Origin of the sequence: Caulobacter sp. DWR1-3-2b1 (genome assembly GCF_049895765.1) — a bacterium.
In the GTDB taxonomy this organism is placed as follows: Bacteria; Pseudomonadota; Alphaproteobacteria; order Caulobacterales; family Caulobacteraceae; genus Caulobacter.
This window is the reverse complement of record NZ_JAFCSZ010000009.1, coordinates 24878-51843: the sequence shown is the minus strand read 5'-3', so window position 1 is coordinate 51843 and position 26966 is coordinate 24878. Positions and strand designations below refer to the sequence as shown.

At 67.8% G+C, this 26966-nt stretch carries 19 protein-coding genes; 11 read left to right on the top strand and 8 right to left on the bottom strand.

Annotated features, from left to right (window positions below; genetic code table 11):
- Positions 1–48 precede the first annotated feature (48 nt).
- On the bottom strand, positions 49–3291 hold the full coding sequence (locus ACP69S_RS10580; protein ID WP_425996974.1) for an autotransporter outer membrane beta-barrel domain-containing protein: 3243 nt from the start codon (positions 3289–3291) through the stop codon (positions 49–51).
- Positions 3292–3470: 179 nt separating this feature from the next.
- On the opposite strand from ACP69S_RS10580, the gene ACP69S_RS10575 reads away from it, so the two are divergent.
- A complete protein-coding gene (locus ACP69S_RS10575; protein ID WP_425996972.1) occupies positions 3471–4877 on the top strand; it encodes a sensor histidine kinase in 1407 nt (468 codons plus the stop codon).
- 40 nt (positions 4878–4917) lie between these two features.
- Here ACP69S_RS10575 and ACP69S_RS10570 read toward each other — a convergent pair whose 3' ends face one another.
- Positions 4918–7524 carry a TonB-dependent receptor gene (locus ACP69S_RS10570; RefSeq protein ID WP_425996970.1) on the bottom strand — a complete coding sequence of 869 codons (2607 nt, stop codon included), beginning with the start codon at positions 7522–7524 and terminating at the stop codon, positions 4918–4920.
- Positions 7525–7810: 286 nt separating this feature from the next.
- Here ACP69S_RS10570 and pstC point away from each other — a divergent pair, with 286 nt between their 5' ends.
- The 5 genes from pstC to phoB all read left to right on the top strand — a co-directional run bounded on the left by pstC (position 7811) and on the right by phoB (position 12940).
- The gene (gene pstC / locus ACP69S_RS10565) at positions 7811–9253 is read left to right on the top strand and encodes a phosphate ABC transporter permease subunit PstC (RefSeq protein ID WP_425996968.1); all 1443 of its coding nucleotides are present in this window, start codon (positions 7811–7813) and stop codon (positions 9251–9253) included.
- On the top strand, positions 9246–10556 hold the full coding sequence (gene pstA, locus ACP69S_RS10560; protein WP_425996966.1) for a phosphate ABC transporter permease PstA: 1311 nt from the start codon (positions 9246–9248) through the stop codon (positions 10554–10556). Before pstC ends, pstA begins: the two co-directional genes overlap by 8 nt.
- Before the next feature lie 51 nt (positions 10557–10607).
- Positions 10608–11450: a phosphate ABC transporter ATP-binding protein PstB gene (pstB, locus tag ACP69S_RS10555; RefSeq protein ID WP_425997131.1), complete on the top strand. Its 843-nt coding sequence runs from the start codon at positions 10608–10610 to the stop codon at positions 11448–11450.
- 96 nt (positions 11451–11546) lie between these two features.
- Positions 11547–12236 carry a phosphate signaling complex protein PhoU gene (phoU, locus tag ACP69S_RS10550; RefSeq protein WP_425996964.1) on the top strand — a complete coding sequence of 230 codons (690 nt, stop codon included), beginning with the start codon at positions 11547–11549 and terminating at the stop codon, positions 12234–12236.
- A gap of 11 nt (positions 12237–12247) precedes the next feature.
- Positions 12248–12940: a phosphate regulon transcriptional regulator PhoB gene (gene phoB / locus ACP69S_RS10545; protein ID WP_419319011.1), complete on the top strand. Its 693-nt coding sequence runs from the start codon at positions 12248–12250 to the stop codon at positions 12938–12940.
- Between the two features lie 47 nt (positions 12941–12987).
- On the opposite strand, the gene ACP69S_RS10540 is transcribed toward phoB, so the two are convergent.
- Positions 12988–13656 (bottom strand): hypothetical protein, encoded by a 669-nt coding sequence (locus tag ACP69S_RS10540; RefSeq protein WP_425996961.1) that lies wholly within the window; start codon positions 13654–13656, stop codon positions 12988–12990.
- A 486-nt stretch (positions 13657–14142) separates the two neighbouring features.
- On the opposite strand from ACP69S_RS10540, the gene ACP69S_RS10535 reads away from it, so the two are divergent.
- From ACP69S_RS10535 to ACP69S_RS10515, 5 genes are all read left to right on the top strand, one after another.
- The gene (locus ACP69S_RS10535) at positions 14143–14484 is read left to right on the top strand and encodes a DUF559 domain-containing protein (protein WP_425996959.1); all 342 of its coding nucleotides are present in this window, start codon (positions 14143–14145) and stop codon (positions 14482–14484) included.
- 682 nt (positions 14485–15166) lie between these two features.
- A complete protein-coding gene (gene purD / locus ACP69S_RS10530; protein WP_425996957.1) occupies positions 15167–16450 on the top strand; it encodes a phosphoribosylamine--glycine ligase in 1284 nt (427 codons plus the stop codon).
- Positions 16451–16511: 61 nt separating this feature from the next.
- The gene (locus tag ACP69S_RS10525) at positions 16512–18494 is read left to right on the top strand and encodes an acyltransferase family protein (RefSeq protein WP_425996955.1); all 1983 of its coding nucleotides are present in this window, start codon (positions 16512–16514) and stop codon (positions 18492–18494) included.
- 71 nt (positions 18495–18565) lie between these two features.
- Positions 18566–19642, top strand: coding sequence for a phosphotransferase family protein (locus ACP69S_RS10520; RefSeq protein ID WP_425996953.1), 1077 nt, complete (start codon positions 18566–18568; stop codon positions 19640–19642).
- Between the two features lie 7 nt (positions 19643–19649).
- Positions 19650–20936, top strand: coding sequence for an amidohydrolase family protein (locus ACP69S_RS10515; protein ID WP_425996951.1), 1287 nt, complete (start codon positions 19650–19652; stop codon positions 20934–20936).
- 1 nt (position 20937) lies between these two features.
- On the opposite strand, the gene lpxK is transcribed toward ACP69S_RS10515, so the two are convergent.
- From lpxK to ACP69S_RS10490, 5 genes are all read right to left on the bottom strand, one after another.
- Positions 20938–21945, bottom strand: coding sequence for a tetraacyldisaccharide 4'-kinase (gene lpxK / locus ACP69S_RS10510; protein ID WP_425996949.1), 1008 nt, complete (start codon positions 21943–21945; stop codon positions 20938–20940).
- Complete coding sequence (locus ACP69S_RS10505) at positions 21942–23195, bottom strand: 3-deoxy-D-manno-octulosonic acid transferase (RefSeq protein WP_425996947.1); 1254 nt, start codon at positions 23193–23195, stop codon at positions 21942–21944. Before ACP69S_RS10505 ends, lpxK begins: the two co-directional genes overlap by 4 nt.
- Positions 23192–24181, bottom strand: coding sequence for a cation diffusion facilitator family transporter (locus ACP69S_RS10500; protein WP_425996945.1), 990 nt, complete (start codon positions 24179–24181; stop codon positions 23192–23194). The genes ACP69S_RS10505 and ACP69S_RS10500 overlap by 4 nt, the downstream gene beginning before the upstream one ends.
- 134 nt (positions 24182–24315) lie before the next feature.
- Complete coding sequence (locus ACP69S_RS10495; RefSeq protein ID WP_425996943.1) at positions 24316–25086, bottom strand: lysophospholipid acyltransferase family protein; 771 nt, start codon at positions 25084–25086, stop codon at positions 24316–24318.
- A complete protein-coding gene (locus ACP69S_RS10490; RefSeq protein ID WP_425996941.1) occupies positions 25083–26861 on the bottom strand; it encodes an ABC transporter ATP-binding protein in 1779 nt (592 codons plus the stop codon). The genes ACP69S_RS10495 and ACP69S_RS10490 overlap by 4 nt, the downstream gene beginning before the upstream one ends.
- Positions 26862–26966: the final 105 nt, after the last annotated feature.

Sequence of the window (26966 nt, the reverse complement as noted above, 5' to 3'; positions counted from 1 at the left end):
GTTTGAAAATCGACGAGGCCGGACCCTCGCGGCGCCGACCCGGGGTGATTAGAACATCGCGCGGCCGGTGAGGCGCAGATTGTAGCGCTTCTGCCGCTTGGTCGCTTCGGCTCCGCCTTCGAGAGCGAGATAGGACATCGGCGTGCCGGCCTTGATCGCGAAGCCCAGAGTGAGCGCGCCCTGCTTGTCGTCAAAGGCGGCCAGGGTGAAGGGGCTGCCGTTCTTGAACTGGGCGATGGTGTCGCCCGTTTCGCCGGCCAGGGTCTGGCGATAGCCGACCCGCACTTCGGGCCGCCACCAGACGTCCTTGCCGAAGTCGGCGCCGAAGGCGATGCCGAACTCGCCCGAAAGGTTGCTGGAGGTGCGTTCCTCGACGGTCAGGTCGAAGCCCGCGCCGCCGCCGGTTTCCTTGCGCTCGCCTTCGCGCAGCCAGACATAGTCGACGCGGCCTTCGGGACGGACGAAGTAGCGGCCGATCTTGTGCTCATAGGCGCCGCCTGCGAAGGCGTTGAGCGTCGCGCCCGCCCAGTCGGCGGTGTTGGCCAGGATCAGGTCGGCCACGCCGTCGGCGTTGGCGTCCGGGGCGATGAATCGGCGATCGCCGTCGAACCAGCCGAAGCCGCCGCCGCCGCCGGCGTTCAGGCGCCAGCCGCCGATCGACCGACGCCAATAGGCGCCGCCCTGCACGAAGGACGCGGTGGTCTGTTCGCCGACCTTGGCGACAATGTCGTGTTCCTCGACATTGATATAGGCCAACGTCACGCCCAAGGCGCCGCCCGCGTCGCCCATGGCCTCATAGCCGGCCACGAAGCCGAACGCCTGGTTGTCGGAACCCGGCGTGTCCCCGGCGTCGCGGCGGACCAGCGAGTTGATTTCCTGGATCCACAGGCTGTCGGGGCCATAGCGCTCGCCCGGATCGGGCCGCACGGCGGTGGCCGCCGAGATCATCTGGTTGGCCGTCTGCAGCGACGAGAACAGGCCCTCGCCCTGGTCGGGCAGCATCTGGTCGTAAAGGCCCAGGAAGCCGTCCTTGCCGTTCTGGGCCAGGAAGGCCGTCGACAGGTCGGTATTGTCTCCCAGGGCGGCGAACACCGCGTCATAGCCGCCGGCCTGCGAGCGGCTCATGCCGATCTCGGCGGCCGTGCGGCGGCGCACGTCGATATAGACGTTGTTGGTGTCGGCGCGGCTGGAGGCGACGTAGAGGTAGGGCGACTCGGCCAGCAGGCCCTGGCCGATGGAGCCGACCGTCAGGCTCCCGGCCGAGATCACCGTGTAGGAGGTCGGTTGCTTGACTAGCCCCGTCAGGCGAATGCCGAGCTCGGCGCCGGAGGCGATGTTTGCCGCGCCGGAGACCTGGAGCTTGGTGTTGGCGCCTGCCTTCGGATCGGCGGTGAACAGGATCTTGCCGGTCGAGCCGACATTCAGGCTGGTGGCGTTGATCGTCGCGGCGTTGGCGATGCCGAGGCTGCCCTTGCCGACCGTGATCGACAGCTGGCCGTCCGTGTCGGTCAGGGCGCCCAGAACCAGCGAGCCGTTGTCGATCCGGAACGTATCGGCGCCCGCGCCGAACGAAATGTCGCCGATCACCGAGCCGTTGAGCACGTTGAAGGTGTCCGCGCCGGAGCCGAACCGCACCGCGCCGATCATGGACGGCTCGTCGCCGTCGTCCACGCCGTCGCCGTCCGCGTCGGCGTCGGCCACGCCGTCGGCGCCGTCGTCACCGTCGCTCAGGCCGGCCTGGACCAGGGTCACGCCGGTGGTGTTGCGGCTGACATCGATGGCCACGGACTTGCCGGTGACCGTCTCGTTGCCGGGCAGCAGGTCGGTGTCGTCGAGGTCCTTGTCGTCGTCGGTCGCGACCACCGAGGTCGAGATCTTGCCGTTGTTCTGAATGTTAGTCAGCAGGCCCGAATAGTCGATGACGCCATAGGCGCTGCCCTTTTCGCCGCCGACTGTCGCGGTGATCGCGCCGTCGTTCCTGAAGGTGGTCATCGAAGCGCCGGCGTCGATGGCGACGGCCCGCGCGTCGAAGGTCCCTTCCGACACGGTGAAGACCGACATCGAGCCCTTGTTCCACAGGGTCGGGACCGTAGCGCCGGCCTTGAGGTGCACGCCGGTGGCGTTGGCCTCGTAGGCGCTGGCGGCGATGGTCGAGGACAGCTTGGCGCCGCCCACCAGGGTGGTGGCCTGGCCGGCGTTGCCGCCGATCTGGATGCCCGTGCCGCTTACGCCGTCATAGACGCCGCTGGCGGCGATCGCGCCGCGCACGACCAGGCCATAGGCGTTCTCGCCGGTTCCGACCGCGCCGAGGGTCACGGTCCGGGTGTCCGAGCCGATGGCCAGGGCAGGGGCCGCGCCGAAGGTGGTCAGGGCGGCGGCGCCCTCGCTGGCGTCGGCGACGCCGTCGCCGTCTTCATCGGCCTTGGTGGTGTCGGTGTCTGTGGGCGGGATGTCCAGCAGCACGCCGCCGGCCACATTGGCGGTGACGCGCACGGCCGAGCCGCCCTGCAGCAGGTCGTCGGCGTCCAGCTTGGCGCGGTCGGTCAGCAGCGTGGGGCGGGTGGTGTAGCGATAGCCGGTGGCGCTGACGCCGCCCTGCACCACGAAAGCGCCGCTGACGTCGCCGTCGATAGCGACGCCGACCGTGTTCTTGCCCACCACCGAGACGCCGCCATTGACGGTGACCTTGCCGGTCACGGGCGCGGCGACGCGAATGCCGGCGCCGTTGTCGCCCAGCAGGGTGACCGAGCCGTTATTGGTGAAGTTGCCGATCAAGGCGCTTTCCAGCGAAATACCGGCGGAATTATTGCCCTCGATGGCGATCGTGCCGGCCGTCTCATTGACGATGGCGCCGGTGAAGGCGCCGGGACCCGTCAGGCGCACGCCGAAGCGGTTCGGGCCCGTGGCGAAGGCGCCGTCCAGGTCGCCGTCGGAATCGGTGTCGGTGGGCGTGTAGTCTTCGTTGATTGTAATGGCGGCGCCATTGCTGACCGAGCCGGTCCGGCCGCCCAGGATCAGGATGCCGGTCGAATCGTTGACGCCGACCGTGGCCAGGGTCCCGAGGCTGACGACCTTGTTGTTGCTGTCGAGCGTGATCAGCGCTCCCGACGTGGTCGGCTTGATCGAACCGTCCGCCGTCACCCGCACGTCGTCGGCCGCGCCATTATTGGCGGTCGACGTCGCGATCGGCGTGGTGCGGGCCGTTGTGACCGAGGTTTCAGCGTAAGCGCCAAACGCCAAAGCCAGGATAGGAGCGGCTGCGACTGTCGCGACCAGGACCTTGCGCTGCATTACGAACAACCACCTCGGATAAGAACCCAGACCCTAACTTGCGTCACGTTGCGGCGAAATTGCGGTGAGCAACGCCAACGGCACGCATTAGAGCGGCCAACCGTCTATCGCATGGCATGGCGTGGCGCCATATCTGCTTCGTCGAATCCCCACAGGCGAGAATCTCAAGGCGCGGATCCATGTCTCCGGAGCAACAACCTATTCGGAGTCTGGCCCGATCGGTCGGTGGGGTGACCCTGCCCGTCCTGGTGGGACCGGCCGCGATTCTCGTCCTGGCCGCGACAGGGGCGGCCCAGCCCGTGCCCGCCTGGCTGGCGGCCATCGCCAGCGGCCTCGGCGGTCTTTATCTCAGCGCGCGCCATCGTCGGATCCAGGCCGAGAATCAGCCCGCCGCGGCCCTGGCGCCCTCGGCGGCGCGTGACCTGCCGCCGTTCGCCACCATTCTGGAGCGCCTGCCCGATCCGCTGATGGTGATCGCCGCCGAAGAGGCCGACGACCTGACCGGCCGCCGCTTCGTGTTCGCCAACGCCGCCGCGCGCGAGCTTTTCCGGATTCAGCGCGACGCGACCCTGCTGGTTACCGCAGTGCGCAACCCCCAGGTGCTGGAGGCGGTGGACGAGGCCCTGTTCGGCGGGATCGAGCGGGCGGTTGAGTATGAGACCGGCGGAACCCAGGGCCGCTCGTGGATCGCCTATGCCCGGCCGCTGAGCGAAGGCGCTGAAGGTTCACGCCTGGCGATGCTGGTGCTTCGAGACGAGACCGACGCTCGCCGCAGCGAGCGCACCCGCGCCGACTTTCTGGCCAATGCCAGCCACGAGCTGCGCACGCCGCTCGCCTCGCTGTCCGGTTTCATCGAGACCTTGCGTGGCCACGCCAAGGACGATCCCGGCGCGCGCGACAAGTTCCTGGGCATCATGCTGGCCCAGGCCGAGCGGATGGCGCGGCTGATTGACGACCTGATGAGCCTGTCGCGCATCGAGCTGAACGAGCACATCGCGCCGCTGGGCCGGGTGGACCTGGCCATGGCCGTCATCGACGTCATCGACGCCCTGGCGCCGCAGGCCAGGGAAAAGGCGGTGAGCTTTGATCCGGTCTTGCCGCCGCGTGGCGCGGCCGTGGTCGAGGGCGACCGTGACCAGATCATCCAGGTGATCCAGAACCTGATCGACAACGCCATCAAATATACGCCCCGCGACGGGGTGGTGCGGGTCGAGATCTATCCCGGTCTGTCGGCCGACGCGGCGGCGGCCCCGCGCGATCCGGCGGCGGCGCGGATGTCGCTGCTGACCCCCGACCATGCGGCCGGCGAGCGCTATGCGACCTTTCGGGTCACCGACAGGGGCCCCGGGCTGGCGCGCGAACACCTGCCCCGCCTGACCGAGCGCTTCTATCGCGTCGAGGGCCAGAAGAGCGGCGACCGCTCGGGTACGGGTCTGGGCCTGGCCATCGTCAAGCACATCATGAACCGCCACCGGGGCGGGCTCACCGTCGAGAGCGTCCAGGGCGAAGGCGCGATCTTCGGCTTCTACCTGCCCATGGCCAAGGCCGGGGCCAAGGTAGGCATGGTGGCCGAAGCCCAGGCGTGAGGTGCGCCTCCTGACCGAAGCCAGGAAGCGGGCGCCGTCGTCAGAACAGTTTCCGGAACGAGACCCGCATCACGCGTCCGCGAGGATCCAGATAGTCCTCCTGATAGGTGATCGGCGTCGTCCCGTCCGGCGCCCGGACCGATTGGCGGGCGTCGAACAGGTTGTCGACCGAGGCGCTGATCCGCGCGCCCCTGAAGAACGGCTTGCCGCGCAAGGCCGGCTGGGCGCCCAGATCGGCGAAAACACGCAGGCTGACCGTGGTCAGCGCCGAGAACGACAGGTCCTGGGCGCCGACAGCGCCGGAACCTCGAACCACGGTGCCTTCCTGCCAGCGGGCGTTGAAGCTGGCGCCCAGGCCGTTGCGGGACAGGTTGCCCTGCAGATCGATCTGGTTCTTCGGCGTTCCGCCCCCGGAGCCCAGCGAGGCGCCGTCCAGCAGGTCGAGAGTCGGCAGGCCGGGCCGGATAACGATCTCGTCGGTGAACTTGACCGTGTGATAGAGCCCGATCTGGAACGTGCCCGCGCCGGGCGGTCCGCCGCCGCCGAAACCGGGGCCGCGCCCGCCGCCGCCAAAACCGCCAGAGCCGCCGGCAGGACCGCCAAAGCCGCGTTCGCCGCCTTCACGTCGGGCCTGGGTAGCCGAAACCTGAGACGCGCCGTCCTGGCCGGAAGGCGGAGCGCCCTGCTCGGTCGCGGCGCCGGGCTGGCCGGGAATCTGGGCGACCTGACCGGTGGCGGGCGTCCCGCGCTGGGCGCCGCCCTGAGCCTGACCCGGAGTCTGAGCCTGACCCTGGCCCTGACCCTGTCTCTGCCGGAACTGACCGGGCTGCGGCTGGGGGCCGAACGATTTTCGGAAGGTGAAGCCAGTGCGCAGTTCGTCGGTCTGGCGGCGGTCGAAATTGATCGGCCGCGCATCGATCTGCACCAGCCGCCCGGTGGCGTCGCGCACGAAGCGCTCGGGGAAGGCGCCCTCGATCTGACTGGAGGCGGTCGGGAAGCTGGAGATCGGGTCGTTGGTCCGTGAATTGGTATAGTTGGTCGTCAGGGTCAGGTTGGTCTTGTCGAACGGCTTGAGGCTGAGGCCCAGCTTGACGACCCGCCCGTCTTCTTCGCGAAGAGCGCGATTGCCGCCGGTCAGGCGCGAGATCACGGCGGTTTCGCCGCGCCGGAAGTCATAGACCTGCACGCCCGGGGTCAGCTGCTCGGGATCGCCGATCTGCTGGAGGCTGGGCGCGCCCTGGTCGCGGGTGACCGAGGCGATGACCCGCAGCTTCTCGATGGGCGACCAGTTGGCGCCATAGCCGATGGTGGTCAGGGTCCCGAAGTCGGAGAGCCTGTCGGCGGCCAGATTCAGGTTCAGCGACAGATTGCCCAGCCCCGGCAGCACGTCGTTGCGCACGCTGGTCAGGGGCAGGTCGAAGTTCAGCTTGGCGCTGCCGGTGTCGCGCGACAGGTCGCCCGACCGGGCCGCTCCGGCCCGCACCGAGTCGCTCTCGAGATGCACGGTCGCAAACCCGCCCGTGACCGTCGAGGTTGCCGCGCCGGCGGGGATGCGAAACAGCGTGCCGCTGAAATCGCCCTGGACGTCAGCCGAGGTCGAGATCGAATTGGAGACATCCCGATAGGCGACGCCGCCGATCACCCGCTCGGTGGTGCTGTCGTTCTTGCCGCCCTCAGCGTTGCCGGTGACCGACCAGCGCCACCCCTTGACCGCGCCGATCATGCCGCCGCCGATATGGCCGGTCAGGCTTTCCGACTGGCGGCGCAGCGGACCGGTAGCCAGGGTGTTGAGGCCCAGCCAGCTGGTGCTGTCGCTGCCCTCGATGCTGGCGTTGATCGTTCCCGAAACCCCGTCCCTGATCGGACGCGAGAACACGCTGTTGAGCGCCCAGGTGGTTTGCTTGGGGATCAGGGTGCGGAAGACCGCGTCTGAACGCGGCTGGGCGATGTCGCGCTCGACCTCGTACAGCGCGCTCTGGTCGCTGACCTTGGCGTCGATCAGGACGCGGGTGTCGCGCTGGATGCGAAACTGGTTGAGACGCGCATCGACTGTGTCGCCGCCGCCCGATTGGGTAGGCAATCTGGCGCCGGCCTCGACTGTGGTGGCGCGGAAGCGGCGGCGCAGGACCAGGTTGATCACCTTCTGGTCGGCGCGATAGCCGTATTTCAGCGCGACCTCCTCGGGCAGGATATCGACCCGGGCGATAGCCTCGGTGGGGATGTCGCGAACCTCGCTGAAGTTGGAGATGCGTCCGCCATTGACCAGGATCACCGGCCGGCCGCCGGCCGCGCCGCCCTGCGCCGAGGAGGTCTGGGGCTCCAGGGCGGTGATCAGTTCGGAGACCGTCGAGACGCCATAGGCGCGGATATCGCGCGGCGACAGCTGCAGTTCGGGCGGAATGTCGCCGATCACCGAGCCGGGCAGCTGGCGCGAGGCGGTGACCGTCAAGGCGTCGACTTCGTAGGCTTCGTCGTCCATCGCACCCGGCATCCCACCCGGCTGGGCGGCGGCTGGCTGCTGCGTCGCTGTGGTCTGGCGGGCCAGGGCCGGGGCGGCCAGCAGGGCGGCGCATGCGCTCAGCATCAGGGTGGCGCGCAGGCGGCGGGTCGCCATATCATCGGGCCGGTTGGTCACGAAGGTGTTCAAGTCGAGTCTCCAGACGATCAGGGCGCGCACAAGGGTGCTGCCAGGACCAGCGCCGGAACGGTCATGGCGAGGCTTCGTTGCGTTGCGATGTCAGGAAGGCAGGGAAGTGTTTCAGCTCGGCGACGTTGCCCCGCGTTCAAGGCGCAAATGGGCTGCCGGGCGCTGTCTTTAAACTGTCATCTAAACGTCGCATAAGCACAGTGCCGGGCGGGCATAGCTCTACCGGGGCGGGACGACGCGCTGTGCGACGTCTCCGCAACCCCTCGCGCAAGACCCCGCCGCACGCATGCTGACCTGGCTCTCGCTCCTGTTCCTGGCGCTGTTTTCCAGCATCGCCTTCATGCTCGGCAAGCGCCGCGCCGTGGCCAATGCCGGCGGCGCCAAGCGCGTGCTGCACTCGCTCCCGGGCTATTACGGCGGCTACGCGGCTCTCTGGGCTGGAGCACCGGCCGCCCTGCTCCTGCTGCTGGGCGCCATGTTCGGCGACCGCGTCGAGGACGCGATGTTGCAGGCCCAGCGGCCGGCCATCGTTCAAGCCCAGGATGTCGACCGCCAGGCCGTGTTCTTCAGCGACGCCCAGGCTATCGCGTCGGGTATCGCGCCCAGTGAGATCGCCTATGAAGGCGAACTGAAGGCCGCCCTTGACGTCAAGGTCGCCGAGGCCCGCCGGATCGACGCCCTGATCCGTTTCAGCGTTCTGGGTCTGGCGGCCGTGGTGGCCCTGGCCGGGTTCCTGCTGGCCTTCCCGCGTCTGTCTGCCGACTTCCGGGCCCGCAACCGGGTCGAGGGTTGGGTCGGCGGTCTGCTGCTGGCCTGCTCGATCGCCGCCGTCCTGACCACCCTGGGCATCGTCCTGTCACTGATCTGGGAAAGCTGGCGCTTCTTCCAGAGCGTCTCGCCGATCGCGTTCCTGCTGGGCACCGAGTGGAGCCCGCAGATCGCCATGCGCGCCGACCAGGTGGCCGCGGAAGGCGCGTTCGGCGCGGTGCCGCTGTTTGCCGGCACCTTCTTGATCATGATGATCGCCATGGCCGTGGCCGCGCCTGTTGGCCTCTACTCGGCGATCTACCTGTCCGAATACGCCAGCCGCCCGGTGCGCTCGACCATCAAGCCGCTGCTGGAGATCCTGGCCGGCGTGCCGACCGTGGTTTACGGCTTCTTCGCCGCCCTGACCGTTGGCCCCCTGTTCCGCGCCGGCTTCAACGCCTTGGGCGCGACGATGGTCGGCGGCCCGCTGGACGGCGTCGGTCAGTATCTGATGGAAGTCCAGAACCAGATGGCCTTGGTGGCCGGGGTGGTGATGGGGATCATGCTGATCCCGTTCGTCTCCTCGCTGTCGGACGACATCATCAACGCCGTGCCCCAAGCGCTCCGCGACGGCAGCTACGCGATGGGCGCCACCAAGTCCGAGACCGTCAAGAAGGTGATTCTGCCCGCCGCCCTGCCGGGGATCATGGCCGCCATGCTGCTGGCCGTGTCCCGCGCCGTGGGCGAGACCATGATCGTCACCATGGCCGCCGGCCTGCAGGCCAAGATGACCGTCAATCCACTCGACACGGTCACCACCGTCACCGTCCAGATCGTTACCCTGCTGACCGGCGACCAGGAGTTCGACAGCCCCAAGACCCTCGCGGCCTTCGGTCTGGGCCTGACCCTGTTCGTCGTGACCCTGGGTCTGAACATCATCGCCCTGCGCATCGTCCAGAAGTATCGGGAACAGTATGACTGACGCCGTCGCGCCCCCCGCCGCGCCCGATGTCGGCTCCGCTCGCGCGCCGCTGACCGCCATGGAAGCCCGCCTCAAGAAGCGTCACCGCGCCGAGGTTTGGTTCAAGGCCCAGGGTCTGCTGGCCATCACCGTGGCCATGATCTTCCTGGTGGTGCTGGTTGGCCGTATCGTCGGCCAGGGCTACACCACCTTCCAGACCCATACGCTGAGCATCCCGGTCTATCTGAACCCCGAGCGCATCGACGTCGCCGATCTGGAAGGCGTCAACTACGACTACATCGTCGCCGAGGCGACCATGAAGAAGCTGGGCGTTCAGGACGACGATCTTGGCCTGACCTCCGGCAAGGTCATGGACCTGATCTCGCGCGATTTCGGCTTCCAGCTGCTCAATCAGCTGAAGGCCGACAAGTCGCTGATCGGCAAGACCGTCACCGTCACCGGCCCGTTCAAGGCCGACGCCGACCTCTATTTCAAGGGGGAGATCAAGCGCTCGACCGTTGAGGAAGACCGCAAGCTCGACAACCAGCAGCTCGACTGGCTGGAGCAGCTGCGCAAGGACGGGTCGGTCAAGTCCGGCTTCAACTTCGCCTTCTTCACCAATTCGGATTCGACCGAGCCCGAACAGGCCGGTGTGCTGGGCGCCGTGGTCGGCTCGGCCATGATGCTGCTGATCACCGCCCTGATCGCCGTGCCGGTGGGTGTGATGGCCGCCGTCTATCTGGAAGAGTTCGCCCCGAAGAACCGCTGGACGGACATCATCGAGGTCAACATCAACAACCTCGCCGCCGTGCCGTCGATCGTCTACGGCCTGCTGGGTCTGGCCCTGTTCATCAACTGGCTGCACGTGCCGCGAAGCTCGCCGCTGGTCGGTGGTCTGGTGCTGGCCCTGATGGCTTTGCCGACCGTGATCATCGCCACCCGCTCGGCCCTGAAGGCCGTGCCCCCCTCGATCCGCGAAGCCGCCCTGGGCGTCGGCGCGTCCAAGACCCAGACCGTCTTCCACCACGTGCTGCCGCTGGCCATGCCCGGCGTGATGACCGGCGCCATCCTGTCGCTGGCCCACGCGCTTGGCGAGACCGCGCCGCTGCTGATGATCGGCATGGTCTCGTTCGTGCCCGGCGTGCCGGAAGGCTTTACCGGCGCCGCCACAGTTCTGCCCGTGCAGGTGTTCATCTGGGAGAACGCCTCTGAGCGCGCGTTCCACGAGCGCACCGCCGGCGCCATCATCGTCCTCCTGGTCTTCATGATCGTCATGAACGCCGCGGCCGTCATCCTGCGCCGCCGCTTCGAGCGCCGCTGGTAGAACATCATGATCCTGAACCCCTCCGCCCATCCCCTCGTCCAGGGACACGCCATGCCCCCCGCCAGCCCCGACGACTCTGTCTCCGCTCCCGTGATCCGCACGGCCGCGCCGCAGGTCTATCCCCCGGCCTCGACCAACGAGATCAAGATCCGGGCCAAGGACGTCAACGTGTTCTACGGCGACAAGCAGGCCTTGTTCGACGTCAACATCGACATCCCGGCCAAGTCGGTAACCGCTTTCATCGGCCCGTCGGGCTGCGGCAAGTCGACCTTCCTGCGCTGCATCAACCGGATGAACGACACCATCCCGACCGCCAAGGTCTCGGGCGTGATCGCCATCGACGGCAATGACGTCAATCTCAAGAGCGTCGACCCGGTGGTTCTGCGTTCGCGGGTCGGCATGGTGTTCCAGAAGCCCAATCCGTTCCCCAAGACGATCTTCGAGAACGTCGCCTACGGCCCGCGCATCCACGGCCTGGCCACCGGCAAGGCCGAGCTGGAAGCCATCGTCGAGAGCAGCCTCAAGAAGGCCGGTCTGTGGAACGAGGTCGCCGACCGCCTGCACCAGCCCGGCACCGGCCTGTCCGGCGGTCAGCAGCAGCGCCTGGTCATCGCCCGCGCCATCGCCGTCGGCCCCGAAGTGATCCTGATGGACGAGCCCTGCTCGGCCCTGGACCCCATCGCGACCGCCCGCATCGAAGAGCTGATCGACGAGCTGCGCAGCCAGTTCTGCATCGTCATCGTCACCCACTCGATGGCCCAGGCCGCCCGCGTGTCGCAGAAGACCGCTTTCTTCCACCTGGGCAAGCTGGTCGAGAGCGGCGCCACCGAGGACATGTTCACCAATCCTCGCGACACCCGCACGCAAGACTACATCACCGGCCGCTTCGGCTGAGCCCAAGCATTTTCGAGCGAAGTGGACACCGGTTCGCGTGAAGAAAATGCGCCAAACAAGAAGTGGACTAGAGCGGCGCTCTAGCAGGATCACGCAATGACCGAACATACCGTCAAGTCCTACGGCGAAGAGCTGAACCACCTCACGGCCGAAGTCACCCGCATGGGCGGCCTGGCCGAGGCGCAGGTCGCCGACTCCGTCGAGTGCATCGCCCGCCGCGACGCGCCCCTGGCCCAGCAGGTCGTGGCCCGCGACGATCGCCTCGACGCCCTGCAGGGCGAGATCGAGCGCAAGGCCTTCAAGCTGATCGCCCTGCGCCAGCCGATGGCGGTCGATTTGCGCCACGCCGTCGCCGCCCTGAAGATCTCGATGAGCCTGGAACGCTGCGGCGACATGGCCAAGAACATCGGCAAGCGCGCCCTGATCCTGACCGACGCCGAGCCCATGACCGCCCTGACCCGCTCGATTGAGCGCATGGGCAAGCTGGTGCAAGGCCGTCTGAAGGACGTGCTGGACGCCTACAGCGCCTCGGATCTGGAACGCGCCACCGGCGTCTGGAGCCGAGACGAAGAGGTCGATGAGCACTACAACGCCATCTTCCGCGAACTGCTGACCTACATGATGGGCGACCCGCGCACGATCAACGCCTGCGCCCATCTGCTGTTCGTGGCCAAGAACCTCGAGCGCATCGGCGACCACGCCACCAACATCGCCGAGATCATCCATTTCGAGATCACGGGCGAGGAGATCATCTCCAAGCGTCCGAAGCTCGATACGCCGCGCTGAGAGACCTTGTCATGACGCCGTATGTTCTTGTGGTCGAGGACGAGGACGCCCTGGCCACCTTGTTGCACTACAATCTCGACAAGGAAGGCTATCAGGTAGGCCTCGCCGGCGACGGCGAGGAAGCCCTGACCATGGCCAGCGAGCGCGCGCCGGACCTCGTCATCCTCGACTGGATGCTGCCCAAGGTCTCGGGCATCGAGGTCTGCCGCCGCCTGCGCGGCCGGGCCGAGACCCGCAACGTGCCGATCATCATGCTCACCGCCCGCGGCGAGGAGAGCGACCGCATCCGGGGCCTCGACACCGGCGCCGACGACTATGTGGTCAAGCCGTTCTCGATGGTCGAACTGACCGCCCGCGTCCGCGCCGTGCTGCGCCGCATCCGCCCGGGCCTGGCCGATGACCGCATCACGGTCGGCGACATCATCATCGACCGCGTCGCCCACCGCGTGAAGCGCCAGGGCAAGGAAGTCCACCTCGGTCCCACCGAATTCCGCCTGCTCGACTATCTGATGCAGCACCCCGGCCGGGTGTTCAGCCGCGAACAGCTGCTGGACGCGGTCTGGGGCTCGGACGTCTATGTCGAGGCGCGGACGGTGGACGTCCACATCGGCCGCCTGCGCAAGGCGCTGAACGGCTCGGCGGATGGGGATCCCATCCGGACCGTGCGGTCGGCGGGGTATTCGCTGGATGTTGAGGCGGCTTAGGGGTTAAGCGCGGCTTGGCTGGCTGAGGTTACTCAGCCAGCATTTCGTTACCGCCCATCGGGGCCGCGCATCTTCTCGAACGCAGCGTCTACCGCCGAGCAATCTCCTGAGTAAGCGAAAATGGCTTTCGCATCGTCAGAGTCAAAGATTGATCGCCAGACATCGCCAGGGTTGTTGACCGCGCTTCCCATGTCCAACGGATCGGCACGCATCGGCCCCACGCCGGTCAGGATGTCCATGTCGTCGGTCGTCTGCGGATTACCGTCTCGGTCAGCGACTATTGCTGCGAGGCTGCTTTCCCCCTTGAACGCTTCCGGCCTCGGTCGCGTGAGTTGATAGAATGGTCCCTTCTTTGGCAGCTCCGCGAGCGGAGCCCCGTGCAGAGCCGGCGCCCCGTTCACGTAAATCTGCTTCAACCTTCCGTGGCGTGCGTAGTCTGCCGAGATGTTCCAGCGCCAAACGTAATAGCTGCAGAGATTGATGTCGTAGAGGTACTTCTCGACATAGGCTTTGCGCGGATGGGCGATCAGTGTCGCACCGCCTTCCTCCACGAACACCTTCCGAACCTCATCACGTGTGGAAGCGCCAGAAAATTGTCCGCGAACCAGCGTGGTCATGTCAGTGAGGCCCTTCACGGCCTGGAATCGGAAAGGCTCGGCCGCACACATTGTTGTGGCCATCGCCGCAGTTACGCCGATGCACAGTGCTTTGATCATTCGAACCCCACAGATATCGAAGCAGCAAGTCGGTGAAGGTTAAAACCCTCTGCGCGCAATCCAGAGTATAATCGACAATCTCGCTACCGCTCAAAAAATCCCCTGAGCGTCGCTTTGATCGAACCCGACGCCCCCGCGTCGCGCCAAGCCTTACATCTCTTGGAGGCTGTAGCGTGCCGGTCTGTCCAGGTCAGTCAAGGACGACGCTCTCGCGTCGCCGCGGCGCGGCGGCCCGCAGGGCCGTGTCGGCGGACTGACCTGGACAGACCGGCGATCGTCTCGCCGTGAGATGTAAGGATGGCTCTGCCCGAGGGGCGTTCAAGCGCCATCGCCGATCAATCAGGCGCGCACGCAACCCCTCTCTCATAGAGAGAGGGAGGGGCCCGCCGCCTGCGGCGGCGGGAGGGTGAGAGGTTTCACCGCCAACCGGAAAAATCTCGATTCCTGTCGTTGAGCGTCCCGAGCGCCTCAGACCATGCTCTGGTCATGGACAAGACCGCCAATGCCCGCCGCCTTCGCCAGAGCCAGACCCTGGCTGAGAAGACTCTCTGGAACCTCGTCCGCAATCGCCGCCTGCGCGGGCTCAGGTTTCTGCGGCAGGTCGCGATCGATCGCTACTTCGCGGACTTCGTCTGCGAGGCGGCCAAGGTGATCGTGGAGCTGGACGGCGCGGCCCACGAGGGGCGCGAGGACTATGACGAGGGTCGCACCCAAACGCTGGAACTGTTTGGCTATGTCGTGCTGCGGTTTCCTAATGAACGGGTCCTCGCCGATCCGGGCGGCGTATCGGACGACATCCTGGCGGTGCTCGATTCGGCGAGGGTGTAACCTCTCACCCTCCCACCGCTTCGCGGCAGGCCCCTCCCTCTCTCAAAGAGAGAGGGTTTCGGAGGAGGCGTCCGGCCTCCATCCCCGTACTCCCACGAGCATAACCGCCCCACGCCCCCAACAAATTCAACGCCCTACGCCCCGATCCACCGTCACGATCCAAAATCGACGCATCACCCCCAAAAACGCCCGCATACTTCTCCTCGCTCCATCGCAAGGGGAGGGCGTCCAGCTGGCGACCTGACGGGCGGTGGAGGCGGTTGTGCGGGGCCACCGGTCGGACGAATGTCCGTACCGGCCGGCTTAAAGTGAGGACAGGGGACGTAAACCTGTCCATCGGGGGAAAGCCAAAGCCCCCGCCCGTCCGAAGGTTCGCTCCGGGCTCCCGGGAGGACCGTGGCTTGCAGCTTCAGGGCTGGGTCCGGTCTCGAAGGGGACAAGCCCGGGTGGGGCAAAAGGCTGAACAGGCCTGCGCACCCCGGCCAGAGGGATAACGACCGCGCGGAGCGCTCCGGCCACGGCCGAAACGGTACTCCTCTACAACCCATCCGGGCCTGGCCCGGACGCTCCGCCGCCTCCCCAAGTTTTTCGGGGCCAATCTCGCCGGTGAAAACCGGCGAGGGCGCCGCCTTGTGTCTTGGCGCCTTGACCCCGCTGCCCGCACGCGACACACCCCGGCCTCATGGAAAAGCTGAACATCCTCCTCGTCGGGTCCGGCGGGCGCGAGCACGCCCTGGCCTGGAAAATCGCCCAGTCGCCGCTGTGCGGGCGCCTCGTGGCCGCGCCGGGCAATCCGGGGATCGCGGCGCTCGCCGAGCTGCGCGCGGTCAAGGTGCTCGACGTCGAGGGGCTGGTCGCCCTGGCTAAGGAGATCGCCGCCGACCTCGTGGTGGTGGGACCGGAATCGGCGCTGGAGGTGGGCCTCGCCGACCGCCTCGCCGCGCTGAACATCCCCTGTTTCGGCGGCAGCCAGCGCGCCGCGCGGCTGGAGACCTCCAAGGCCTTCACCAAGGACTTCTGCCAGCGTCACGGCCTGCCGACGGCGGCCTATGGCGTGTTCACCGACGCACCCTCGGCCAGCGCCTTCTTCGACACCCTGCAAGCCCCCTTCGTGATCAAGGCCGACGGCCTGGCGGCCGGCAAGGGCGTGGTGATCGCCGCCACCCGGGCCGAGGCCGACGCCGCCGTGCTCGACATGCTGGGCGGCCGGTTCGGCACCGCCGGGGCGCGGGTGGTGATCGAGGAGTTCATGCACGGCGAGGAAGCCTCGCTGTTCGCGATCTGCGACGGGGCGAGCGCCATGCTGTTCGGCGCGGCCCAGGACCACAAGCGCGCCTATGACGGCGACGAGGGTCCCAACACCGGCGGCATGGGCGCCTATTCGCCGCCGCCCGTCCTGACCGCCGCCCTGATCGACCAGGCCTGGCGCGAATTGATCGAGCCAACGGTCAAGGGCATGGCGGCGGAAGGCAATCCCTATGTCGGTGTCTTGTTCGCCGGCCTGATGCTGACGCCGACGGGGCCCAAGCTGGTGGAATACAACGCCCGCTTCGGCGATCCCGAATGCCAGACCCTGATGCTGCGCCTGGAAAGCGATCTGGTGCCGATCCTGCTGGCCGCCGCCAAGGGTGAGCTGGCCTCGGCCGCTCCGCCGGTCTGGCGCGAGGAGGCGGCGATCTGCGTGGTGCTGGCCGCCGAGGGCTATCCCGACGCGCCCAGGACCGGCGGCGTCATTCGCGGCGCCGACGCTGACTATGGCGACGAGGCCGTGGTCTTCCATGCCGGCACGGCCCTGGACGATCAGGGTCAGCTGGTCGCCGCCGGCGGCCGGGTTCTGAACGTCTGCGCCCTGGGCGCGACGCTGCACGAGGCGCGGGATGTGGCCTACGCGGCCCTGGGGACCATCAGCCTGAAAGGCGGCTTCTACCGCAACGACATCGGCTGGCGAGCGCTGAGCCAGCACTGACGGCGGCCGTTTATATTGCCGGTTGCAGGCGAGGGCAAAACTCGGATACCACCCGCTACGGATGAGTGGCGTGTTCGGGGCCGGGCCGGTGAGGATATTCAACGACTCCTGGGCGCCGTCCGTGCATCGGCAGGCTCTGAGAACCAGCGGTCTAGATTATCGCCGTGACATCGATGGTCTGCGCGCCATCGCGGTGATGATCGTCGTGCTCAATCACGCCGGCTTCCGCATGGCCTCGGGCGGCTTTGTGGGCGTCGATGTCTTCTTCGTCATCTCGGGCTTCCTGATCACCCGGATCATCCAGGCCAGCGCAGACACCTCCAGCTTCGCGTTTGGCCACTTCTATTTTCGGCGCGCCAAACGGTTGCTGCCAGCGCTCTGCGTAATGATGTTGGCGACCCTTGTGGGCGGCTACTGGATCTTGACGCCGAGCGACTACAGCCTCTTGGGCCAGAGCGCCTTGGCGGCAGTCGGTCTCTTCTCGAACCATTTCTTCTGGCAGAATACTGGCGGCTACTTCTCCTCGGACGCGTCTGCCTTTCCGTTGATGCACGTCTGGTCGCTGTCGGTTGAGGAGCAGTTCTACCTGGTCTGGCCAGTGGCGTTCCTGTTGATCCTGCGCCTCAAGTCACCGGCCGTTCTCCTGGGTTTGGTCGGCCTGCTTGCCCTGGCCTCGCTGGCCTATGCCCAGTACGGCGTCTCGAAGACCTGGGCGGCCCCCTATTTCCTGGCTCCCGCCCGGGCCGTCGAATTCCTGCTCGGGGCCCTGGTCCATCTGCTGTGGCGCGAGCGGACCGCGCCAAGCCCACTACTCGCCAACCTGTGCTCGGGCCTGGGCCTGCTTGGGGTGCTGGCCTCGGTGTTGCTGCTCAGCGAGCGCTCGGGCTTCCCAGGCCTCAACGCCCTGCTGCCCTGCGTCGCGGCGGCCCTGATCATCGCCGCCCCGCAGTTTGGCCCCAGCCTGGGTTCGCGGCTGCTGGGTATCGGTCCGATGGTGGCGGTCGGCCTGGCGTCGTACTCGATCTATCTCTGGCATTGGCCGATGGTCAGTTATCTGAAGCTATCGGGCGTGGCCGTGACGCCCTCGATCAAGGTCGGTCTCGTGGTCGCAGCGGTCGTCGCCGGCTTCGTCAGCTGGCAATTGATCGAGCGGCTCTTTCGGGCCCGGCTGGAACGCGGTGAAAAGGTCGCTTGGGGCGTCATGCTGGCCGTGACGCTCGCCCTGGTCGGCGGCGCCGGTTATGTCTGGACCAGGAAGGGCCTGCCCGAGCGCTTCCCCCACGCCATGCTGACCCAGGACGAGTTGATGGCCGAGCGGGGGCGCTACTGGCGCGAACTGCCGGCCAAGGACGCGGTCTTCGACGCCAGCGCGGGCGCCAAGCTGCTGATCATCGGCAATTCTCACGCCTACGACCTAGCCTATGCGCTCAGCGAGAACGGCGCCCCCGGCAAGATTAAGCTGATCGAGACCAGCCACGAGTGCTTCAACTTCGGCCATGACGCGGTCGCGCCGGACGACGCCGCCCTATGCGCCGAGCGTTTGCGGGCGGTCCTGACCAGCAACGACCTCAAGGTCGCCAGCGCCATCTATCTGCACGACAACTGGGGACGGCTGGACCTGGAGGCCCTCGACGACATGATCGCTCGCCTTCGAGCCCTGACGCCGACGCCGATCTATGTGTTTGGGCCCAAGATGTCGTTCTCCGACGACGCCCTCGACATCGCCAGGGCGGCCCAGGCCCAGCTCCATGCGACGATCGCTTCGATCAACCAATTCGCGGCGGCCTATCGCGTCGAGGACAAGGTCACCCAGGATACCGCCCTGAAGGCGCACTTCGCCAACAAGCCGATGCAGGGGGTCAACTACGTGAGCATCCTGGACGCCCAATGCGGTGGCGGGGCGGTGTGCCAGATCATCTCCAGCGACGGCAGGTACCTGTTCTTCGACGACAGCCACTTCACCCTAGAGGGCTCCCGACGGTTCGGGGCCAGACTGAAGCGAGCGCGGCCCGAGCTCTTCGCGTCCGCTAAACCGCACCCCTGACGACAGAGCGGCTTGCACGCCACGCCCCACCCTCTAAACTCTCGTTCAAACAAGCGTTGGGGAGAAATCGCATGGCTGAAGCCGAGTCCGCCCAGGACCTGAACTCGGGCACCAAGCCGGTTGATCCGCGCCACGCCATCGATGAGGCCAAGCTGACGGCGTGGCTGGAAGCCAATGTCGAGGGCTATGCCGGCCCGCTGGAGGTGCGCCAGTTCAAGGGCGGCCAGTCCAACCCGACCTATCAGTTGGTCACGCCCACCCAGAAATACGTCCTGCGCCGCAAGCCGCCGGGCAAGCTGCTGCCTTCGGCCCACGCCGTCGACCGCGAGTTCAAGGTGATCTCGGGCCTGAACAAGGCCGCCTTTCCCGTCGCCAAGGCCTATGCGCTGTGCATGGACGAGGACGTGCTGGGCACGATCTTCTACGTGATGGACAATGTGGAAGGCCGCATCCTGTGGGACGGCACCCTGCCGGACTATCAGCCGGCCGAGCGCCGGGCGATCTATGAGGCCCAGATCGACACTCTGGCGGCCCTGCACAATGTGGACTACGCCGCCGTGGGCCTGGCCGACTACGGCAAGCCGGGCAACTATTTCTCGCGCCAGATCGACCGCTGGACCAAGCAGTACAAGGCCTCAGAGACCTCCGATCTGGAGGACATGAACCGCCTGATGGCCTGGCTGCCAGGCTCGGCGCCGGAGGATGACCGCACCTCCATCGTTCATGGCGACTATCGCCTCGACAACATGATCCTGCATGCGACCGAGCCGAAGGTCGTGGCGGTGCTGGACTGGGAGCTGTCGACGCTGGGCAACCCCCTGGCCGATTTCAGCTATTTCCTGATGAGCTGGGTGATGCCGTCCGACCAGCGCGGGGGCCTGGCCGAAATCACCGACCTGGAAGCCTATGGCGTGCCGACCATCGACCAGGCTGTGGCCCGCTATTGCAAGGCCACCGGCCGCGAAGGCCTGCCCAATCTGGACTGGTACTTCAGCTATAACCTCTTCAGACTGGCCGGCATCTGCCAAGGCATTGTCGGCCGCGTCCGTGACGGCACGGCCGCCAGCGCCCATGCGCAGCTGATGGGAGCGCGCGTGCCGGTGCTGGCCAAAGGGGCCTGGACCTTCGCGCAAAAGGCGGGGGCCTGAGACGTTAATGCGTAAGCCGATGATGGGCGTCTGCGCCCTGGCCCTGACCGGCCTGCTCTCCAGCGCCGCCTCCGCTGAAACCTTGTTCGTGCAGGCCGGCAGGCTGCTGGCCGATCCCGCCACCGGTAAGGTTGAAACCGCCAAGACCCTGGTGCTGGAAAACGGCAAGGTCGCCCGCATCGTCGACGGCTATGTCTCCGAGCCTGGCGGCCGGGTGGTGGATCTGAAGGACAGCTTCGTCCTGCCGGGCCTGATCGACAGCCACGTCCACCTGACCGGCCAGCAGGGCGCCAGTTCGCGGCTTGACGAGGTGACCCAATCTTCGGCCGACCAGGCGATGGTCGGGGCTGGCTATGCGCGCAAGACCCTGATGGCCGGCTTCACTACCGTGGCCGATCTGGGGGCCGACAATGCGGCGATTTTCGCCTTGCGGGCGGCGGTCAAACGCGGCGACGTGGCGGGGCCGCGCATCCTCGCCTCGGGCGGCGCCGTTTCGATTCACGGCGGCCATGGTGACGTCAACGGCTTCAGCGAAGAGGTCATGCACGCCCTGCGGCCGACCTCGGTGTGCTCGGGCGCCGACGACTGCCGCCGCGCCGTGCGCGAGCAGGTGTGGCGCGGCGCCGACATCATCAAGATCACCGCCACCGGCGGGGTGCTATCCAACACTGCTGCCGGCCTGGCCCAGCAATTCTCGGCGGCCGAGCTTGAGGCCATCGTCGACAGCGCCCACCGCATGGGCCGCAAGGTCACCGCCCACGCCCACGGCGTCGATGGCATCAACGCCTTCCTGAAGGCCGGCGGCGACAGCATTGAGCACGGCACCTATCTCGACAATGAGAGCATCGCCCTGTTCAAGAAGAACGGCGGCTATCTGGTGCCGACCCTGATGGCCGGCGACTTCGTCTATCGCGTGGCCTCGGGACCCAACAATTTCCTGACCCCCGCCCAGTCCGCCAAGGCGCTGGACGCCGGTCCCAAGATGCTGGCCATGGCTCGCCGCGCTCACGAAGGCGGCGTGAAGATCGCCTTTGGCACCGACAGCGGCGTCTCGGCCCACGGCGACAACGCCGGCGAGTTCGGCCTCCTGGTCAAGGCCGGCCTGACCCCGCTGCAAGCCATCCAGACCGCCACCATCAACGCCGCCGCCCATTTCGACCTCTCGGCCGAGATCGGCTCGCTGGCCCCCGGCAAGGCGGCCGACCTGATCGCCGTGAAGGGCGACCCGCTGGCCGATGTCACGGTGCTTCAGTCGGTGACGTCGGTGATCAAGGGCGGCGTGGTGGTGAAGTAGCCTAGAGGCCCGCCTTGGCGAGGACGGCGCCCAGCGCCGCCTCGTCCTCGAACCGGGCCCGCACCGGCCACGGCGCGACCCTGGCCCGCCAGGCCGGCGACAGTCGCACCCAGTCCTTCTCGGTGGTGACCAGCCCGGCGTCGAACAACGCCGCGCGGTCGGCCAGCATCTTCAGCGTGCCCTCGTCATAGACGCCGTGATCGGGGAAGGGCGCGAAATCGACCAGCTGGCAGCCGGCGGCCAGCAGGGCGCGCTCGACCTTCCACGGCTTGCCCACCCCGGCGAAACCAAGCTGCGGGCCGGAAGGCGGACGCCCGACCGGCTCCAGACGAGCGACCAGCACCGGCTTGTCGCCGAACAGGGCCAGCAGGGCCGGATCGGCGGCCGGCAGGTCGGCGGGCAGCAGCAGGACCACCGCGTCGGCCCGGGCCAGGCCTACCTTCAGCGGCTCGCGCATCGGCCCGGCGGGAAAGACCTTGCCATCGCCGAACGGCCACTCGTCATTGCGGGTCTCGCCGTCGACGACCACCAGCGACAGGGCCTTGCGGACGTCCGGATTCTGATGGCCGTCGTCCATGACGATGGCCTGAGCTCCAGCGGCCGAAGCGGCGCGAGCTCCGGCGACCCGGTCGCGGGCGATCCACATCGGAAAGTCTTGGGCCAGCATCAGCGGCTCGTCGCCGACATCCAGGGCGGTGTGGCGGGCGCTGTCGACCCGGGTCGGGCCCTTGTCCTTGCCGCCATGACCCCGCGCCAGACCGTGGGCCTCGATCCCGCGCTGGTTCAAGGTCAGCAGCAGCTCACGGACGACCGGCGTCTTGCCGGTTCCGCCGACCGTGACATTGCCGACGCAGATTACCGCCGCGCCGATTTCGCTGCCCGGACCCTTGGCGATCCGCCGCGCGGTAGACGCCGCCCAGATCCACGACAGCGGGGTCAGCAGGGCGCGGGTCACCGGCGACGGCGCGCCGGACTTCACGTACCACCAGCGGGGCGTCGACAGCTTCATGGAACCAGCTCGATGATGCGGGTCAGGCCGGCGCGAGCTTCGGCGTCGCGGGCCTCGACGAAGGCGGCGGCTCGCTCGGCTCGCGCCTTGCCGGCGGCGGGGTCAGCCAGGGCGGCGGCGAGACGGTCGGCCAGCACGCTGGCGTCGGCCAGGGCCACGCCCTCGACCGCCGAAAGTTCGGCATAGGCCGTCAGCCAGTTCTCGACATGCGGACCGGAGACTACGGGACAACCCAGCCGCACCGGCTCCAGCGGATTGTGGCCGCCGATCCCGGGGACCAGACTGCCGCCCACCAGGGCGATGTCGGCCAAACGGAACCACAGGCCCAGCTCGCCCAGCGTATCGGCCACCAGCACCGCCGGCGTGGCCGAAGGGTCGGCGCTACGCAGGCCGGCGGCCAGACCGCGAGCACGGGCCATCTCGGCGATGGCGGGGCCGCGCTCGACGTGGCGGGGAACAATGACCAGACGCGGACGATCCGGCAGGGCGGCGAAAGCGTCGAGTACGATCTCGTCCTCGCCCGGATGGGTGCTGGCGGCCAGCAACAGAAGCCGGCCTCCGAGCTGGGTTTTCAGGCGAGTCAACTCGGCGTCGTCGGCCGGCAGGGGCGCGGCGCCGAACTTCAGGTCGGCCTCGCCGGAGACGGTTCCGCCCAGGCTTGTGAAGCGCTCGGCGGCGCGGGCGTCCTGCACCAGGATCAGGTCGAAGCCGGAGAACAGCAGGTGGGCTGCGAAGGGCCGCGCCCGCCAGCCGTCGAAGCTCTTGTCCGACAGCTTGGCCGAGACCAGGGCCAGCCGCGTCCCGGCGGCCTTGGCCTGTAGCAGCAGGTTGGGCCATAGCTCGCTCTCGACGAAGACCGCCAGGCTCGGTCGCCAGTGGCCGAGGAAGCGTTTGGCGCCGCCGGGCGTGTCGATCGGTACGAACTGGTGGATCACGCCCTCGGGCAGGCGCCTCGCCAACAGCGCCGCCGAGGTGACGGTGCCCGAAGTGATCAGCAGGGCGACGTCGGGCCGCTCGGCCAGCAGGCGTTCGACCAAGGGCAGGATCGACAGACTCTCGCCGACGCTCGCCCCATGCAGCCAGACCAGCGGGCCCTCGGGGCGCGGGGTCGCAGGGCGCGCCAGACGCTCGTTCAGGCGGTCGAAATCCTCCTTGCCCCTGGCCGCGCGATGTTTCAGCAGCAGGGGTGCGAAGGGCTCCAGCGCCGTCGTGGCGACGCGGTAGAGCGCAAGCGACAGCGGCAGGCTCACACCACGTCCGCTGGCGCCAGACGGCAGGCATGGGCGCTGACGCTGTGCTCGATCTGCACGGTGGCGTGGCCGATCTTGAACCTGCTGGCCAGCTCAGAGCAGACGTCGTGCAGGAACTCGTCGTGATCGTCGGCGGCGGGCCGAACCACGTGGGCGGTCATCGCCGTCTCCGTCGTGCTCATGGCCCAGATGTGCAGGTCGTGAACTTCGACGACGCCGGGCCGGGCGGCCAGCCAGTTGCGCACAGTGTCCGGGTCGATGCCGCGCGGCGCGGCGTCCAGGGCCATGTCCAACGAGTCGCGCAGCAGGCCCCAGGTGCCCAGCACGATCACGGCCACGATCAGCAGGCTGGTCACCGAGTCGATCCACAGCCAGCCGGTGAGCATCATGCAGAGGGCGGCGACCACCACCCCGGCCGAGACCGCAGCGTCGGCGGCCATGTGCAGGAAGGCCCCCCGGGCGTTCAGGTCGTCCTTGGAGCCGCGCATGAACATCAGCGCCGTGGCGGTGTTGATGACGATGCCGATGGCCGCGACGATCATTACCGGGCCGCTTTCCACCGGCGTGGGGGCGGCGAAGCGGCGGACAGCCTCCCAAGCGATGGCGCCGGTGGCGGCCAGCAGCAGCGCGGCGTTGGCCAGCGAGGCCAGCACCGTGCCCTTGCGCAGGCCGTAGGTGTGACGGCCGCTGGGCGCTCGCTTGGCCAGGGTGGCTGCGCCCCAGGCCAGAACCAGGCCCAGAACGTCCGAAAGATTGTGCCCGGCGTCGGCCAGCAGCGCCAGGGATTGGGTCAGCAGGCCCGCCCCGAACTCGACCAGCACGAAGCCCAGGTTCAGCGCGATGCCGATCGCGAAGGCGCGGCCGAAGTCCTTGGGAACGTGATGGTGGTGGCCGTGGCCATGGCCGTGCGAATGGCCATGCCCGTGATCCTGAGCGTGGTCATGTCCATGGTGATCGTGAGTGTGGCCCGAATGGTCGTGCGGCATGGCCCTACATCCCACCATGGGCGGGTCGGATCAATGTTTCCCATCATCCGATCTTCCCGGCGAAGGCCGGGACTCAGACTCATCCAGAGCGTTTGGGCTGATGCGCCTTGGGCTCGAGCCGGAACGGCTGGCGCTCAGGGTTCGATCTGGACCCCGGCCTTCGCCGGGGAGAGCGGACTTGGCGGGACACCGGAGGGAGCCCCATCGGTCTCACCCACCAGTTGCTCGGCCCGACGGGACACGACCGACAGCCGGGCGCCCCAGGCCTCGGCCAGCGTGTCGGGATCGTCGCCGCGGCCGGCGGTGGCCGCGCCGTCCCAGACCATGGCCGCCTTTGCGAAGGGCAGGGGAATGATGGTGCGGTCCCAGGTGCCCAGGCGGATGCAGGGCTTCATGGCCACGCCGACGAACAGCACCGGCGCGCCGCTGACCCGGGCCAGGGCCACAGCGCCCTTCTGCAAAACCTCGACTGGCCCTCGCGGGCCGTCTGGCGTGATGGCCATGGCCCCGCCGTCCCTCACCCATTTGACCATGTCGCGAAAGGCTTGCTCGCCGCCCTTGTTCTTGGCGGTGTCGGTCTTCTTCAGCGAAGAGCCGCGAATGGCGGGGAGGCCCAGCCTGGCGATGACCCGGGCGATGAACTCGCCGTCGCGCGACTGACTGACCAGCACCCGGATCTCGGGTCTGTCGGCGCCTTGCGGCCAGGTCGCCGGGCCGACCGGCACGCGGGAATGCCAGAGGGCTAAGATCACGCCTGAGCGCTGCGCCAACGCTTGAGTCTGAACCTGGTCGGCGATCTCCTCGCCCTCGCGAGTCCAGCGCAGGGTGCGAAAGGTCAGGGCCAGATAGCCCGACATCAGATCGACCAGCAGGCCCATGACCAAGGGCGAGCGCAGCGGCTTCATGCGGCGTCGTCCGGCAGGTGGTCCAGATCCTGGGCCTTGGCGAGACGAGCATAGAGGCCCCTGGCGCGGACCAGTTCGACGTGGGTTCCGGTCTCGACGACCTGGCCCCCGTCGATGACGTAGATGCGGTCGGCGCCCTTCACGGTCGACAGGCGGTGGGCGATCAGGATGGTGGCGCGGCCGGCCATAAGCCGCTCCAGCGCCGCCTGGACCTGGGCCTCGCTCTCGGTGTCGAGCGCGCTGGTGGCCTCGTCAAGCAGCAGGATCGGAGCGTCCTTCAGGAAGGCTCGGGCGATGGCGATGCGCTGGCGTTGGCCGCCGGACAGCCGCGTTCCGGCTTCGCCGACGCCGGTGTCGTAGCCGTCCGGCAGGGCGGTGATGAACCCATGGGCGGCGGCCTGCTCGGCGGCGGTGATGATCTGAGCCTCAGTCGCATCAGGCCGGGCATAGGCGATGTTGGCGCGGATGGTGTCGTCGAACAGGAAGGGCTCCTGGGTGACCAAGGCTATGCGGTCGCGCAGGCTGGCCAGGGTCACCGAGCGCACGTCGTGGCCGTCGATAGTCACCGCGCCGGCGGTCACGTCGTAGAAGCGCGGAATGAGGTTGAGGATCGAGCTCTTGCCGCCGCCGGACGGGCCGACCAGCGCCACGGTCTCACCGCGCCGAACCTCAAGCGAGACTTGCTCAAGGGTCGGGATCTCATCGGCGTAGGAAAAGCTGACCTTCTCCAGCGCAATGGCGCCGTCGCCAGCCGGCAGTGTCCGGGCGTCGGCGGGATCGATGATAGTCGGGGCGACGTCCAGGGTCTCGAACAGGCGGCGGGCGGCGGTCAGGCCTTCACTGAACACGGTCTGCAGGTTGGCGACCTGGCGCAGGGACTGGGCTGCCATCAGCAGGGCGCTCAGGAAGGCGAAGAAGGCGCCGGCGGTGATGTCGCCTGTTGTGGCGCGCCAGCCGGCATAGACGAAGACGCCGGCGGTGATCAGGGTGGTGAAGGTCTCGGTGGCCGGGGCGGCCATGGCCCGGGCGTTCGAGCCCTTGATCAGGTGATGCTGGCGGCGGTCGACCACGGCAGCGACCCGGGCCTCTTCATAGGCCTCGCGGTTCTCCATTTTGACGATCTTGACCCCGTCCAGGCTTTCCATGATCGCGGTCGACAGGTTGGAGGTCTCGCCCATGGCGCCCTTGGCGGCCTTGATCGTCTTCCTCGAGAAGCGTCGCATGATCAGGCTGGCGACCGGGGCGATCACCAGCACGCCGGCGGCCAGGATCGGGTCGAGGCTGAACATCACCGCCAGGGCGCCGATCACGGTCAGGAACTCGCGGGTGTAGTTGACGACGCCGCTGGTCGCCGCCTCGCGGATCAGGCTTGCGTCATACAGCACCGCCGAGACATAGGAGCCCGAATGGGCGCCGCGCAGCCGGGCGAGGTCGGAGCGCACCAGCTTGCCGAACAACTGCACCTGCACGTCGCCGACCACACCATTGCCGATGCGGTTGATGAAGGTCGCCTGCAGCACTTGGAACAGGCCGCGCAGTATGGCGATCACGGCGATGGCGGCGGGAATGGCCAGGATCGCCCCGGGGCGCGGATTGGTGATCAACTGGTCGACGGCGGGCTGGATCATCCGGGCCAGCTGGGCGCTGAGCCCGGCCACGATGGCGGCGCTGATCAACGAGACCGTCAGCCCCTTCCAGCGGGGTTTGAGATAGTCGCGCCAGACCCGCGCGGCGAGGGCGCGGTTGGTGGCTTGCGGCGCGGCGGGATCGGTCATGCGCGAGGGGTCGGACGTCGAGGCCAAGCTGTCAAGGACACGGGCGCATCACCGCGCGCGGAAATGATCGTGCGTTTTGCATTAGGCGGCGGTCCATCCTACTTA